Here is a 15389-nt window from a genome sequence, read left to right as displayed (position 1 = left end):
TTAGAAATAATGCCTGATAACACGTTGTTTCCTTGTTTTTGTTTGCTATGTTAGCGCGTGAAAAAAAATATCCAAGTGAAAACTTTGTTAAATGGTTTGTTAATTTTTATTGTCATAATTCGTTTGTTCGAAATATGCTCTAACAAATTGGATAAAAGTTCTAAGTTTATGCGCAGGTTGTGATGTTTGTGGGTAAAACAAATACATGCCGTTACTGTGTTTTTCGATAAATTCATCCAACACGGATATAAGCCTTCCGGTCTTAAGCTCTTGTTTCACAAAGTAGTCAGCGATGCGGATGAGACCTACATTTTGCAATGCATACTGTTTTACTAAGTTATTATCATTTGTTGAAAGCCACCCTGTAACGGGAATAGACTGTTCTTTAAAAGGCCACTGCTTTTGTTGATTTACCACAATACAGGTGTGGTTAGCTAAATCTAATGGTGTAGATAGGGTATCCGTCTCGCTTAAATAGTTAGGAGAGGCTGCGATAATATGTTGATAGTCAAAAAGTTTGATGGCAACCATATCTTGAGGAGGAGATACAGTGGCTCTAAAGGCAACATCATAGTCTTTGACGTTTAAATTGTGTGTGCGGTAACTTGCGTCGATTTCAAATTCTATGTCATTGTAGCGCTTTTTAAATTCACAACATATCTCGCTAAGGTAAACTTGCGCAAACATGCGCGGAGCGGTGATACGAATGACCCCAGATATTTCATCATTATTTATACTTCTTTCGAGTTCAAATAACTGCGCTCGGATCAATTTGCCTTGCTCATATACTTGCACACCATATTGAGTCAGTTTCACATTTCGAGTCGTTCTTACTAACAGAGGCGTGTTTAATACCTGTTCAAATCGCTTTATTTTTTCAGATAATTGTCCTTTAGAGATCCCAAGAGCGTGTGCTGCCTTGGTATAACTAAGCTCCTCTGCTAACTTGACAAAAAGCAGCAGCAATTCAATGCGCTTATGCTCATTCACTTTTATTATCCTAAAATTAATTGTTTATTATTTTGAACAAAGAGTTCTTTTTTTAGCTCTTTTATTCAATTTAAAGAACAATATCATATAGGCACATAAACTTTTCTACCAGTTAAGAGCAACGTATGAGTACAGGTATTCCCTTAAACAAACACTTTCCTGTAGCCAGCCCCATAGCATATGGATGTATGGGCCTTGGCGGTAGCGGGCCGCATATAGAGGATAGAGATGTAAAACAAGCGCATGAAGTTATTGAATGTGCACTGGCCTCTGGCATTAACTTTTTTGACCATGCTGATATTTATCGTGACGGAAGAGCGGAACAAGTATTTGGTAAAGTGGTTACTGATAACCCACAATATAGAGAAAATATGATCATTCAGTCTAAATGCGGCATTCGAAAAAAGGATGGCGCACAAGTTGGCAGGTATGACTTTTCAAGTGACTGGGTGAGGGAGTCTGTCGATGGTATTTTGTCGCGCTTAAACTTGGACTATATAGATGTATTGATGCTGCATCGGCCCGATCCTCTGATGGCTCTAGATGAGCTAGCTGAGCAGGTTTTACGCCTTAAAAAGCAAGGGAAAATCAATCATATCGCGGTATCTAATATGAACTTACACCAAATTTCATTTTTGCAAAGCGCGTTAGGCATGCCCATTGTCAGCAATCAGATTGAAATGAGTTTGGAAAAATTAGACTGGCTAGATGATGGGGTATCTGTTGGTAGTGAGCGCAATAGTCAAGTTGACTTTGTCAGTGGGACTTTGGAGTACTGTCAACGACATCAGATCCAGTTGCAAGCGTGGGGGAGCTTGGCAAGAGGGCTGTATTCTGAGCAAGGTATTGATTCTAACGACCCAAAGGTAAGGGCAACAGCTGAGCTGGTTAAAACTCTAGCGAATAAATATCAGGTTGGTTCGGAAGCTATTTTGCTCGCTTTTCTATTACGGCACCCAGCAAAGATCCAGCCTGTGATTGGCACAACTCAGATTAGGCGGATCAAGAACGCAATTCAGGCTCTTGATATTCGCCTTGAAAGGAGTGACTGGTACAATCTATATGTGATTTCTAGAGGAAGGCCACTGCCATAGAAAAGTAACTTAGGTACAAAATAGAGCACTGTGGCTATGACGCCATAGCCATTTGCAAAATAGTGCTATTACTCTCTTTAAACTCATATATGCGAATCCACTGACCGCATATAGTGGCATAACCAATTATTATCACAGTAGGTAACCCCGACATCGCGATTCTTGAAAGTAAATTATCATTCTAGAGTATTAGGTTTATCGGTTCAATCTAATACTATTTCTAACCGGAACTATTTATCGAAAATGGAGGTAAACACTTTGCTTTTATTTTAAGTTGTTGATATTTAATGATATTTGTGTTGTTTTTTTAAGTTTTTTGTCTCACCGTATTTTAGTAAAAAGTACTAGTGGTCGTATCAGTGCTTTAAGATCTTGAATGAGCTAAGTTTTTCCCTCTTTTATTCATTGTTTGTTCCTTTTTTGAGGTAATACCAAAAGCTCATTTTTCACTGTTTTACTAGAGCTTTTGTTTAGATATTGGTAATAATAATTGCAACTTTTGACATGGTCACTAGCTGAATTTTGGTACTTTGGTACTGGTTGTCCAGGGATGTTTGCTTTATACAGCTCGTTACACACCACTGGAGTGTTTTATGCAACTATTTGAAACCCATACATCCCGCTTTGCCAATGGCTCAAGGCCTCTGGCTATATATGTACTTTTCACGTTACTTCTATTGTTGTTGACTGTTTTGAGCTTCCCAAGCAAAGCCATGGTGATTATGTCAGGTGAATTAGACAAGCATCTCAAGTCGTACAATTATGGTGCTAAAGCGGATAATAAGTGGGTTCAGCCAAGCCATGAATTTCAAGAGGGGTTTGGGCTATTGTTTAGTGCTTTTCATCAGCAAAACTGGCCGCTAGCTAGTGAGTTGGCAGCTGGGTTAGATTACCAAGTTATCCAGTTTAACGATGTCGATACCGATAAAACATACTATTTACTTCAAGAAAAGTACCAGTTACCCAGTGAAAAGTTTATCGGTGGTGGCACATATGTACTTAACACACAAGGCACAAATGCTGTTTTGCAAGCACCACACCCAAAAAGAGACTCATTTACTGGTACACAAGCCATAGACGCGTTTTTATATACACAAACCAAGTTGCTCATGCTGGCAGGCACACGTCGAGATAGCAGCCACGATGTAAGCGAATGTACTGGTACAAACTACTCGGCCAGTGATGTAGCGCATCAGACAGAGTCTCTGTTTCAAGTTGTACACGAATATATGAGTGATTTTGATTCGAACACCATATTTATCCAATACCATGGGTTTGGAAAAACGACTCGCGCTAAGCTTCAAGCGCAGTGCGGTACTGACAATGATTTAATGCTGAATTTAAGCGAAACAGTTCGTTACTCTACAAACCCACAAGAGCATAGTATCTTGCATTCAATTCGCCGTAGTGTAGAGAGTGAAGGAGTCATTAAAGCGTGCGTATATGGAAATGATACCAAAAGTTTAGGTGGCACATGGAACGTCCAAGGCCGTCATAGCAACGATTCAGTTGATAGCTGTCACAAAAGCGCAGATGCTTCTTCAAAACGATTTATTCACCTTGAACAAAGTTATGGTGTAAGAAAGTACCATCGAGGTGCAATGCAAAGACATCTTAAAACGGCATTGGACGAGTATTTTCAGTAACGTCTCCCTATCAGTAAACCGAGTGGCTAAAGGAAAGAAGACCGTCCTTTAGCCACTTTTTTATTTTCTAACCCTTTGCTTTGAATAAAATATTGTATAAAGTGATGAAAGTCTGGAATTTAGGTACTACAGAGGACATGTATACCTTTCCAGCAATTTCTTTATTTATTTGGAGTAAACAATGAAGTTCCCAATTCTCTTCTCAGGGTTTGCAATCGCAGCTTTTTCAGTCAATGCCCAACTTAATATTCAACTAACAACTCAGTCAGAAAGCCCCTCAATAAGAAAGGAAGGGGGTGTACTTGAGGTTCAAAAAACAGTGACAAACAACGGTGCAGCTGACGCATCAGTTAAAGTGTATAGCCATGTTGTATTTCCTGACGGAAAAACCTACGTAGATGCTATTCCAACGGAGTTATATCTAGCACCAGGTGAGAGTTATGCAGATGCCAACATGCTTCTAAATGTGCCTGCCAGCTTCCCTCGTGGTAGTTATAGCTATCATTATAGTGTGTACAATCAGGACAATAGCCAAATTCTGAGTGACAGTGTGACAGTGTGACATTTGAAAAGAAAAGCCGCATCATCGATGTGGATGTGAGTCACAGCATCGCATGTGGTACAGATATGACTGGTACGCTATGTTGGAAATTAACCGACGGTACTCAATATATGCCAACGCCAGAGCCATTATTTGATATCAAGGATATCGCAATAAATCATAAATCTGGTTGTGCGATTGTTGGGCAAGAAGTCAAATGTTGGACTAACAGACATTCAAGAACTAGGGTTGACTCTTACTGGAAGCCACTGCCAACAGCTGTGACATTCACCGATCCGAAAAAAATATTTGTAGCCCATACTTCAGAAAATTATTGCGCGATAGACAGTGGTGAGATTGTCTGTTGGAGTTCAGGAAAATGGAATCCTGGCGCGGTAAATACAGCACCGCCTAAATACGCAGATCTTCGCAACCCAAGTGATATCGAAGTTGGTCGCTCAGCCGCCTGTATTCGCCATGATGACGGTATTGACTGCTGGGGAGCAAAAAGCTTGCCCTTGGTATCTGATGTACCGACTTTCACGAACCCAACTCACCTTGTCGTTGGTTTAAGCTATGCGTGTGCGAAAGGGGATGAAGGAGTGAAATGCTGGGGCCAAGCACCAGCGGCAGATATTAACGCTCCTGAGCTTTTACCTCACACTGAATTAAGGTTTGGCTACCCAGGGGTTAACTCTTACGATGAACGAGGTATGTCCGGTTGGTCAACTCGCCCTGCGCAGATTGGGCCTTATGAGATGCAAGAATTGGTCAACCCGATCGATATAGACTTTGATTATGGCTATGTATGTGCGCTGGATGATACAGGAATTGTATGCGGTGGAAGACACAACGCTGCTGCCACAGTACCAGCTCGCTTCAAGTACTAACTCCTGAGGGGGGCATCGTGGCTTACCCAATCGGGTTCTGTTTTCGCTCAGATGAGCAAATAAAGTAATGAAGAGAAGGAGCATCATACGTGTGCTCCTTCATACTTAGGTTACAGCCTTTAAAGAATTTCAGGCTGCTTTTATTTACCGCTATCACTCCCAGCCTCAGTGATTTTTACAGATAATTGGACAAAGCTTTGAACTGACGCTCTTTTGCATACCGATAAATAAAACCGCTGTTTATCGAGGTAAAATACCTTTCTTTTTAACGATAACACTTTGCTTTTTATCCATTTGTCGGTAGTTTATTATTTGACCGAATTGCAAAGTGAAAGTATAGGGATATGTTAATGTTGGATAATGATAAAGCGGCACTCATCGACCAATATATCAATAGTTATAATGCATTTAATGTTGAACAAATGCTTGCGTTGTTTGATGACAGCATTGTGTTTGAGAATGAATCAAATGGTGAAGTAAACGTGAGGGCAGAAGGCAAGGTGGAATTTGAAAACCTTGCAAAGGAGTCTGCCAAGCTATTTAGCTCGCGTAATCAAACAATAACGGATCTTCATATTGATGAGACTCAAGCGAAAATCAGCATCGACTACTTAGGAGTGCTCGCAGTAGATCTGCCAAATGGGCTTAAAGCAGGCGATGAGCTGTCAATAAAAGGGCATTCTTTTTTCGAGTTTTATAATGGCAAAATTAGCTACATCAAAGATGTAAGCTGACGCTGATTTATTATTGCCTGAGCATATTGGAATTTAAAGGGAACTGCTGGGGTTTAGGAAGAAATAACCTTAGCCCAAAATTTTTCCGACTAAGGTTAAGCTACCCAAGAAAGACTGCACTAACCTACAACATTATCAATGGCAATAAGCTGTGCCTCTCATCTGTCCAAGTGATCATATTATGACGCTCGGTGTCCACGGTAGTGGCAGGGTTTGATAGCAAGGCAATGATACGCTCGTTACTAGTTAATACTGCCCATTTGGAGCTTAACTGAGCTGGGTTGTCATTTAGGTGTTCAAACAACAAAAGCGTTTTATCAAATTGCTGACTATGACTGAGTAAAATTGGCATCAAATCGATATGGTTATTGGAAATATGCATGAGCAAAACACCGTTGCTTTTCATTCGTTGCCAATAAATGGCCATTGCTTCTACAGTCAATAAATGAGTTGGGATGATGTCACTGGAAAAGGCGTCAATGATAATGGCATCTTGAGGAGGGAAGAGCTTAGCTACTTCATCAGCGATAAGCTGGCGTCCATCTCCTATTTTTACTTCCAAATCTGCTCGGCTGCTTCGTAAATAACTAAAGTAACGCTGAGCCATATGATGTACCGCAGGGTTAAGCTCGTAAAAAGTCAGTTTGTCTTGCTGCATTGCATATTTTGATAATGTACCAGCCCCTAAACCAATTATACCTATGTTCAATGGCCCATTCGATTGCAGCGCATTAAGTGTTTTAGCGACCCCGGTTTGAGCGTGATAGTAGCTGTTTTGATTGCTTAGCTGTCCTTCGAGTACTTCTGTGCCATGAATTGTTGTCCCGTCAATCAAACGTCGTTCTATCGCCGTGTTTAGGGGCACGTCCTTAACCGAAATAAAGCCATAGAAGTTTCTTTCGCTAGCGATGTCTAACTGTGTATATGCTTGGTTTATTAGTGTAAAGCCACCGATGGCTACAGTGAGAGTTAGGGCGTATATAAATTGAAGTGATTTTGTAGCCGTTGCTTTTTTAAGGCTGGGCAAATGAATAAAAAACACCAAAAATAATGTAATTGGGTATTCAAGTAATTGATTAAAGATTGTAGGGGCAATAATTGAACATAAGAGACTGCCTATAACGCTGCCAACGGCAATACAAAGGTAAAAAGAGGTCATTGACTGGCTGGTTGGCGCAATTGATTTGAGTGTTCGGTGACAAACAAAGCAACAAATAAGTTGTATCAAACAGTACATACTGAGTTGTTCAATTGCGCTAAATTGTCCACCAAGAAAATACATCAATACGCCAGCAAAGACAGCGAATATGAGTGCTGCTAAAGTATATAAGCTCTGTTTTGGTGCTGGTAGCCAAAAGGCGGCGATAAAAGTAAGCAGATATATGACCAACGGAATAGTCCATGTAAGGGGCATTGGTGGGATGTTGACGTTGATCATTTGTGTTGTGGAGATCAAGCTCATTGAACTGCACGCCGCCAATACAACGCAAAGTAGCCGTTTGTTATGGAAATGAGTAGACTTGGTAGAGGTCTTTTGAATTGGCGTTTGAGGTTTATGCTTGGATAAAAGGACTGAGAGCATGAACACCAAAACAACAAGTAAGGCTAGTGCGGTTATCCATATTTGTTTTTGCATGGTCAGGTTGAAATAGACTTCAAAAATAAACGGAAATGAGAGTAGAGCGACAAGGGAGCCCAAGTTTGACCACCCGTACCAATGGTAAGGCACCGATTTGTGGAAAATTGCACTATACCAATGCTGCATTAGAATAGATGTTGCGCTCAATATAACGAAAATAGGTCCAACTTGTGTCAGTAAATTAATCAAAACTGACGAAGGCGGAGGTAGCATCGTCAAAGTGCTTTTATCCACTTGAGAAAATGTCACAGCAGTGGCTGTGGCCATTAAAATTAGATGTAGCCATATTTGTGCTTTTACCTTTATTCGGCTCATGTAGTGCGCATAAAGGTAACCACACAGTAAAAAAGACTGATAGAAAAATAAACTTGCGGACCACACAGAAGCTCCTCCTCCGAATAGAGGCAGTTGTTCCTTAGATAATATTGGCTGAATTTGAAATAGCAAAAATGCGCTGAGTACAATAATCGAAGTAAAAAGGGCTGGTATCATAGTTCATTGTGAATATCGTTAAAGTTACTCGACAGCTTGCTAAGTTCATAGAGTCAGTGGCAATGTAATATCTCTAGAGTTTGTCTTAAGAAAAGCTTAATATATGAATAATAAGCTTATTTTGGAGTTGTATGTGTCGAAGTTTGAGATAGGGAGCTTTCATGTTGATGTAAAGCGCTGCCAGATCAGGGAATTTGACTCGGTTCAAACCATCGAGCCAAAAGTGATGGATGTACTTGTGTATTTACATACACACCAAGGCAATGTTGTAAGTCAAGAAGACATATTTTATGCGGTCTGGCCACAGGCAATATTTAACCCAAGCTCAGTACAAAGATGCATTGCAATTCTCAGAAAGGCATTTGGGGATGATGCGAAAAATCCATCTTTAATCATTACACACTCTAAACGAGGGTACAGTTTAGAGTTACCTAAATTGGAATCTAAAAAACACAGGTATATGCTCGGTAGTGGCGTCATTGCCTTGTTGCTTGTCGTGTTAATGATGATGTTTTTTGGGGCTCAACCGACCACTAAGACCGAGTTTTTGACTTTATTACCTATTAGCACAAGTGAACATAATGAGTTTTCGTTTGTTGTTGCACCAAATGCAGAGCATATTGCCTTTTTGCGCGAGCAAGAAAGCGGTAAACATATTTGGGTTAAGCAGCTACAGACTGGTATTGAAAAGCGTTTGACCAAGTCACCCGCAGACTACACCAGTCTGGGTTGGCGACCAGACAGTAAAGGTCTCGTATTTGCTAAGCGAGATGAAGAAACCTCCTCTTTGGTTATTATCAACTTAGACTCAACCGTAAGCCCTGAACAAAAACCAATTTATACGACATCAGATTTTATGATCTCAAGTCACAAGCTGGATTGGGCCAACGATCATGTCGTTTACTTTACTGAGAAGCGCAGAGGAAATAGTGATACTCAACTTGCGACAGTTAATTTAATCAGTGGAGAAAAGAAAGTACTAAACCAGTCTGTAGGACAAGATTGGTTGCTGATGCAAGCGCTATCACCTAGTCAAACACATGTAGTTTTGGGGTTTGAGGCGGGGCAGAATATGTACCGAATCGATTTGCTTGATCTGACAAACAATGACATTCAAACCTTAGTAACAATTGAGAATGGGTTGAGTGGTTTAAGTTGGCACCCTGATGGCAAAAGCATTCTGTTAAGTAATCGCGACAAACTACTATCTGTAGATTTGGCTGGGGATATAAAACCTATTGCGTTTAAAAACTACAAAATAGTTCGAGATGCTGTTTATTCTGCTGATGGCAGTGAAATATACATGGAGCTGGTGAATGTAGATGTGGATATACTGAGCAGCACGCGTGATAATCCCAATGAGCTAGTGCCCATCATTGATTCATCTTCTGTCGACTACTTACCTGTATTTTCGCCAGATTCATCTAAATTTGTGTTCGAGTCTCATCGTTTTGGGTTAAAACAATTATTTTTGTATGAGCATGATCAAGCTCGATTATTGTTTGATAACCCGAGCAATCATGAGTTATTTGGAATTGCATGGTCTAAAGATGGTAAAGAGGTGTTCACTGCCAGTAAAAATGCGATTTTTCGTATTGATGTTAGCTCTGGTATTGTAAACGAGACTCCTCACACCTATCACTCATTTTATCTTCGAGAGGCATTTAGGAATGAAGATGCGTTACTGGTTTCTTATCGAGCTCAAAATGGTAACGGTTTTCATGTTGCAAAGTTTGCATTAGATACTGGCGAGTTGACTGCTTATCAAGCGTCTGGTGCGCGCCTTTCATGCTACTCGATGAGTCTTGATGACAATGATACCGTGTACTTTTCAAACGAGTCAGATGTTTTTAAATTAACTGACCACAACCAAGTCGAGACCGTTTGGCAGTCTCAAAATAAAGGCATAATTGGGGTGGCAGCAAAAGAAAATACATTGTTTGTGACGGTAGAAAAAGAACATGAATATACGCTCTTAGAGCACAAACTATTGTCCGGCGAAACTCGAGAATTCTCTATTGGCAACAAAACACAGAAAATGTTGATCAATGCAAACCATGATTATTCTCAGCTGTTATTTTTGACGGAGCCTAAGCGGAATAAAACACTTGTTAAGTTGAAATAGTGAGTTGTACAGAGGGTTGAACAAACGACGAGGCACCTGAGGCGCTAACACCTTTCAAACATGGAGTAGGGTAGGCTAACAAGACCTTCATTATGCACAGGTATATTTTAAGTGCAGGGCAATATAAAAAATATATCATGTTTAACTCGTATAATTTGGTTGCTCGGCGAATGTGTTTATTGGAAATAAACAGGTGAAATGCTTTAATAAAAAACTCCCTTGTCTCTGGCTCACCCTTTGAAAGAAAGCTAAGCAATACGCCTGTAATAATGACACTAAAGCCTCTTGAATTTTACCCTTAAAACCAGACAACAAGCCCACGTCGCAAAGTACTAAACCCCATGTGCTAGCCATATACATTCGAGCCACGCCTCGGAGTTTTTCACATATCACTATTATGCGACATTTATCGCATTTAAACCGCCTCTTTTAGATGACATATTTTTAAGGTATTGTTATAAGTATTAAATCGCGCGAGTAAGTAGCTGTTGTTATGCGACATAATTCGCACTGTAGTTTTACGACATTTATCGTAGATTAAAATGTTATGTGCTTAGGCAGATATGTACACACGGATAGTACTTCTAACAATTTCAATTTTTTTTGTAACTGCGTGCGGTATAAAAAACGCGGGAAACTCCAGTACGGGATTCAAATTATTTGATGATGTTAAAATTCAACCAGAGCAAGCTGCAAAGTTAGCCGAACCATATTTGGAGTTAAGCTCAAAAATAAAACGTAAAAATAGCGATATTGACCGTTCAAAATTTGGAGAATCTAAAGTGGTTGTTTCTCAAAAAGGACGATATTACTATGTTGTAAAGGAAAACTACCCAGCCAAATCAATTAGTTTTTACGTAAAATATGCGGTAAAAGTACATGTTGACACTGGCGTGGTTAGTCCACCGAATAACGGCACATAAAAATTTGTTTAAAAAGGACAAGTTTTACTGTGCTGCTTTTTGCTATCCAGCTCCGCAGGCAAAAATCAACCCAGTAAAATTTTCCTATTAATAGGGCGTTATAACCACAATCGATATTAGGAAGTATCTTTGAAATTTTTATTATTTTTATCAATTAGTCTTTTTTTCGTAAATACGGTTAAGGCTCAATGTAATAGTGCTTTGAATGACGTAAATGTTCAGGGTGTTTGTACTAAAATAAAAACTTACAAAAGTGACGAAATCACAAAAACTCCAGTACTCGTAGTCGCTCTGCATGGTGACTCACCGTTTAATAACCCGTCTTATCAATATGAATTTGCAAATCAAATAGCTCTGCATTCTATAAATACTGTAAGCGTGGGTATGCTTCGCCCTGGATATACTGATCATTTAAAACGTACTTCTGATGGAGTTAGAGGTGAAACGGTGGGTGATAATTATGATGAATCAAGAATCCATCAAATAGCAAAAGCGATTCAAAAACTAAAGGTATACCATAATTCAGATAAAGTGATCCTTGCTGGTCATTCAGGAGGTTCTGCCATAACAGCTAAGTTGATTGCTCTATACCCTAGACTTATTAACCACGCATTTATTGTATCCTGCCCATGTAATATCCCTCAATGGAGAGCTGATATGTATAAAAGTTCTCATTACGAAGGCTTTAAAAAAAGCTTAGCTACTATTTCGCCAATTGAGTTGATTGACAATGTGGCTAACGAAATCGGTATTACATTATTCGTTGGTAAAGATGATAAGGTAACGAAACCATATCTGAGCAATGAGTATTTTGCTGCACTTAAAAAAGCAGGTAAAAAAGTTGATTACCATGTAATTGATGGCGATCACAGATTATTTCTGAACCAAACCATTTTAAATTCGGTAGTGGACGTGGTAAATGACTATAACAAGCCAAGTCAGCCGGATTCGTAACATTGTCGCGCTTTTTTCTTTCCCACTTCTTGGCCAAAAGCGCGCCAGTGCTGCTTGGGGCGTTATATGTAATTGAATTTAGGAGTAAAAATTGAACTATGAATTTCCAGAGGAACTAGAGTTTTTTGAAAGAGGCTTTGGTTATTCTAGTGAATATGACCATGATGAAGCGCAATTTTCATTCTTGATGGATTATGATACCGGTGAACGATTAATATTTGCACATTCGCCGTTTGGTAATAACTCAGTAAATGTAAAACTATTTCAGAGTACAGAATTAGTATTTCATATATACAAAGAAGAAGTTACTAACATTACTTTTCAGAATTGGGGTGGAGAGTTGGTGTTAAGAGTATATTTTGCTAATGACTTAAATAATTTCTTAGTCTACTTTAACCCGAAACCGAGACTTAAATATTGTGAGCCTAATATGTGATTGACTAAACGTGTTTGAACTTTTAGCAAGGTTTGTCAGGAGCAATTTTCAAGCGTAATTTAAAGGGGCGGGTGCAATGTTCTTGATGAAGGTTCAGTGATTGAAAGATAATGGAAGTGAATTAAAGGCTGAACTTACCCTTGGTTTTCAGCCTTTAAATTAGTTATGTGTAGAGAATTAATCTGAGTGTTGGCTGTTGATAAGTTTAGTACCCACTAAAAGTAAAGAGAGCGCAATGATAGTGGGTATTAAGTTAACTGCCAGCTCTGAAAAGCTGCCATCAAAAATGTAGCCCACTAGTCTCCCAAGCAGCACCAGTGTGAGTGAGAGAATGCCAACCAGGCAGTACTCTTTGCGAAGTTTAAAGGCACCAATCAGCACGCTTACCCATATTGCCGTTGTAGTACCTCCCCACAATGCTCTGACACTGGACAAGCCGCTTGCCGTTTCAATCGGGCTAATAAAAACATGCGCAAGCATGGTGTTTGGGGCAAACATAAATATCAAACCTGTTGTAATAAAAAATGTTGCGAGTAACCCAAGTAATATTCTAGCCATGTTTCTTTTTGTCATAATTGTTCCAAATGTGTTGCGACGTATAACTTGCAAACAGGATATGGAAAACTATGACAGTTTATGTCATATTTGTTTGGTTATGCGAAACTCAATACTTTCCAGAATGGAGCGGCTTGAAGTCATCACTGCTCGTTTAAAAACCGACGAACCTACGACGATTGGCCAGATCGCCAAAGAAGTTGGCGTTAGTACTCGAACGCTCAACAGAGACATCGAAGTTTTAAAAGAGCGTGGCTTGCCAATTGAAACAGATGCCGGTCGCGGCGGTGGTATACGGCTCGATAGGCGCTGGGGAGTTGGGCGGATCAAGCTCAATTATACAGAAGCGGTGGACTTAATGATAAGTTTGGCCATTGCTGAGCAAATGAATTCCCCACTCTTTATGGCCCACTTGAGTAGCGTACGGCACAAGGTCATGGCGTCTTTTTCCCCATCTATGAAGCACAAAGTGAATGGCATTAAGTCTCGGATCATTATCGGTAAAGTGGCGTCAGAAAATGTATTAGCTCACTTTAATGCGCCTGAAAAGTCATCCGTTGAGTTGCTGCACCAAGCGTTTTTGATGCAGCAACATATCGAAATCGCCTATTCAGATGAAAAAGGCAATCAAACAATTCGAGTCATTGAACCGCATTATTTATTTTTAAGTTACCCGGTTTGGTATGTACTTGCTTGGGATCACCTTAGGCAAGATATGAGAAGGTTTCGGTGTGACCGAATTAAAGCAATTGCAGCGAAAGGGGATGACTTTACCTTGATCCCATTGAGTCAATTCAAAGAGAAAATTCGTCAACAGGAACGTATGCAAAAACCTGCGGACGGATTACAAAAAGTACACCAATAAAATGTACTTGTTTGTCATTTTTAACAAAATTAGCAGCGCGCTCATATCACTTGTTTAGCTTAAAGATTGCGTTGACCAATCAGATTTAACCAAATGCCACATCTGACTGGTCGGTTTGAGGTTTATTTAGCAGTGCGCTTATCAACTTCAACTTTACCGTCTTTGACAACGAAAGTAACTTGCTCCATTAGAGTAATGTTGTCCAAAGGGTTACCCGGCACGGCAATAATATCCGCGAGTTTACCTGCTTCTAGTGAGCCGAGCTTCTCTTGTTGTTTTAGTAAAGTTGCAGAATTTATCGTTGCAGCCTGTAGCGCTTGTAGCTCAGTCATGCCGAATTTAACCATGCGACTGAACTGCTTGCCATTGTCTCCGTGAGGGTAGACACCACCGTCAGAGCCAAATACCATATTGACGCCTGCCTCAACCGCTTTGGAAAAGCTGGCGCGCTGCTTCGCTCCTACTTTACGTTCTTTATCGAGGCTTTCTGGCAATATTCCGGCTTTTTCTCCTTCGCCTAGGATATATTCAGTGTTGTATATGTCCATTGAGAAGTAGGTTCCATGTTTAAGGGCGAGTTTGATGGCTTCATCATCCAAAAAACTCACGTGCTCAACTGAATCAACACCAGCTCGGATCGCAGACTTTATACCATCAGTGCCGTGTGCATGAGCGGCAACGGTGAGGCCTCTTAAATGCACTTCCGCAACCAGCGCCTGCATTTCTTCGAGCGAGTATTGCTGTGCTCCTACTTTTGTGCCTTTTGATAAAACACCACCAGTGGCACAGAACTTAATGACATCGACGCCATACTTTATATTTTCTCGGACCTTTTTTCGAACAGCCCATGGTCCGTCTGCGACGCCTGCAGCAGTGACTTGATGCTCATGAGTAAACAGGTTGTTGTCACAGTGACCACCAGTGATACCTAGCGCAGGTCCAGAGGCAAATATGCGAGGGCCGGGTACATCGCCGTCATAAATTGCATCGCGCAGCGCCAAATCAGCATAGCCACCAGCGCCTAGGTTGCGCACTGAGGTAAAACCAGCTGCTAGGGTACGTTTGGCATTTCTAACTCCGGTAATCGCAGATCGAGGCACTGTTCGGCGTAATCTTTTATAGCCGTGAACCTGTGCATCACCTGTGAGATGAACATGCATGTCAAATAAGCCAGGTATTAGCGTGTGGCCATCTAAATCAATTATTCTTGCGTTTTTTGGGGCATTTCTAGGCGTGCGTTTAGAAATCGATGTAATGGTGTTATCTTCGACGACAATAGTTGCTGGGCTAAGCAACTTACCAGTTTTGACATCAAGTGCAGCATCCGCATTGAGAATAAGTGTATCGGCAAACACACTGGTGGTGGTAAATAGTATGGCAGTACCAATAAGCGTTGATTTCAAAATTATCCCCTCTTTTATCATTATTTTTTCGACTACAGTCTAGCCATGGGTACTTTTTGTGCGCAAGCAATTTACGATTGTTGGCATAAAATATGTGATGTT

14 protein-coding genes are annotated in these 15389 nt (G+C 40.3%); 10 read left to right on the top strand and 4 right to left on the bottom strand.

What is annotated here, in order from left to right; translation table 11 throughout:
• Window positions 1–99 precede the first annotated feature (99 nt).
• Window positions 100–990 carry a LysR family transcriptional regulator gene (locus QNM18_RS09535; RefSeq protein WP_284137032.1) on the bottom strand — a complete coding sequence of 297 codons (891 nt, stop codon included), beginning with the start codon at window positions 988–990 and terminating at the stop codon, window positions 100–102.
• A 125-nt stretch (window positions 991–1115) separates the two neighbouring features.
• On the opposite strand from QNM18_RS09535, the gene QNM18_RS09530 reads away from it, so the two are divergent.
• The 5 genes from QNM18_RS09530 (at window position 1116) to QNM18_RS09510 (ending at window position 5895) form a co-directional block, all read left to right on the top strand.
• Window positions 1116–2084 (top strand): aldo/keto reductase, encoded by a 969-nt coding sequence (locus QNM18_RS09530; RefSeq protein ID WP_284137031.1) that lies wholly within the window; start codon window positions 1116–1118, stop codon window positions 2082–2084.
• A 593-nt stretch (window positions 2085–2677) separates the two neighbouring features.
• On the top strand, window positions 2678–3730 hold the full coding sequence (locus QNM18_RS09525) for a hypothetical protein (protein WP_284137030.1): 1053 nt from the start codon (window positions 2678–2680) through the stop codon (window positions 3728–3730).
• 181 nt (window positions 3731–3911) lie between these two features.
• Window positions 3912–4292, top strand: a complete 381-nt coding sequence (locus QNM18_RS09520; RefSeq protein WP_284137029.1) for a hypothetical protein — start codon at window positions 3912–3914, stop codon at window positions 4290–4292.
• Complete coding sequence (locus QNM18_RS09515; RefSeq protein WP_284137028.1) at window positions 4289–5161, top strand: RCC1 domain-containing protein; 873 nt, start codon at window positions 4289–4291, stop codon at window positions 5159–5161. The genes QNM18_RS09520 and QNM18_RS09515 overlap by 4 nt, the downstream gene beginning before the upstream one ends.
• A 350-nt stretch (window positions 5162–5511) precedes the next feature.
• A complete protein-coding gene (locus tag QNM18_RS09510) occupies window positions 5512–5895 on the top strand; it encodes a nuclear transport factor 2 family protein (RefSeq protein WP_211010270.1) in 384 nt (127 codons plus the stop codon).
• Between the two features lie 124 nt (window positions 5896–6019).
• Here QNM18_RS09510 and QNM18_RS09505 read toward each other — a convergent pair whose 3' ends face one another.
• Window positions 6020–7915 (bottom strand): spermidine synthase, encoded by a 1896-nt coding sequence (locus QNM18_RS09505; RefSeq protein ID WP_284137027.1) that lies wholly within the window; start codon window positions 7913–7915, stop codon window positions 6020–6022.
• A 214-nt stretch (window positions 7916–8129) separates the two neighbouring features.
• Between QNM18_RS09505 and QNM18_RS09500 the strand changes: the two genes are divergently transcribed.
• The 4 genes from QNM18_RS09500 (at window position 8130) to QNM18_RS09485 (ending at window position 12464) form a co-directional block, all read left to right on the top strand.
• Window positions 8130–10151: a winged helix-turn-helix domain-containing protein gene (locus QNM18_RS09500; protein ID WP_284137026.1), complete on the top strand. Its 2022-nt coding sequence runs from the start codon at window positions 8130–8132 to the stop codon at window positions 10149–10151.
• Between the two features lie 563 nt (window positions 10152–10714).
• Window positions 10715–11074, top strand: a complete 360-nt coding sequence (locus tag QNM18_RS09495) for a hypothetical protein (protein WP_284137025.1) — start codon at window positions 10715–10717, stop codon at window positions 11072–11074.
• Window positions 11075–11203: 129 nt separating this feature from the next.
• The gene (locus QNM18_RS09490; protein WP_284137024.1) at window positions 11204–12028 is read left to right on the top strand and encodes an alpha/beta hydrolase family protein; all 825 of its coding nucleotides are present in this window, start codon (window positions 11204–11206) and stop codon (window positions 12026–12028) included.
• A 91-nt stretch (window positions 12029–12119) separates the two neighbouring features.
• Window positions 12120–12464, top strand: a complete 345-nt coding sequence (locus QNM18_RS09485) for a hypothetical protein (protein WP_284137023.1) — start codon at window positions 12120–12122, stop codon at window positions 12462–12464.
• A gap of 177 nt (window positions 12465–12641) precedes the next feature.
• On the opposite strand, the gene QNM18_RS09480 is transcribed toward QNM18_RS09485, so the two are convergent.
• On the bottom strand, window positions 12642–13037 hold the full coding sequence (locus QNM18_RS09480) for a DUF4345 family protein (protein ID WP_284137022.1): 396 nt from the start codon (window positions 13035–13037) through the stop codon (window positions 12642–12644).
• A gap of 82 nt (window positions 13038–13119) precedes the next feature.
• Here QNM18_RS09480 and QNM18_RS09475 point away from each other — a divergent pair, with 82 nt between their 5' ends.
• Window positions 13120–13884 carry a helix-turn-helix transcriptional regulator gene (locus tag QNM18_RS09475; protein ID WP_284137021.1) on the top strand — a complete coding sequence of 255 codons (765 nt, stop codon included), beginning with the start codon at window positions 13120–13122 and terminating at the stop codon, window positions 13882–13884.
• A gap of 122 nt (window positions 13885–14006) precedes the next feature.
• Here the strand turns inward: QNM18_RS09475 and QNM18_RS09470 are convergent, their stop codons facing one another.
• Window positions 14007–15308 carry a Xaa-Pro dipeptidase gene (locus tag QNM18_RS09470; protein WP_284137020.1) on the bottom strand — a complete coding sequence of 434 codons (1302 nt, stop codon included), beginning with the start codon at window positions 15306–15308 and terminating at the stop codon, window positions 14007–14009.
• Between the last annotated feature and the right edge of the window lie 81 nt (window positions 15309–15389).

It is taken from the genome of Pseudoalteromonas obscura (assembly GCF_030135505.1).
Classification (GTDB): Bacteria; Pseudomonadota; Gammaproteobacteria; order Enterobacterales; family Alteromonadaceae; genus Pseudoalteromonas; species Pseudoalteromonas obscura.
Note: the sequence above shows the minus strand (reverse complement) of the source record. Positions and strands in the feature narration are given on the sequence as shown.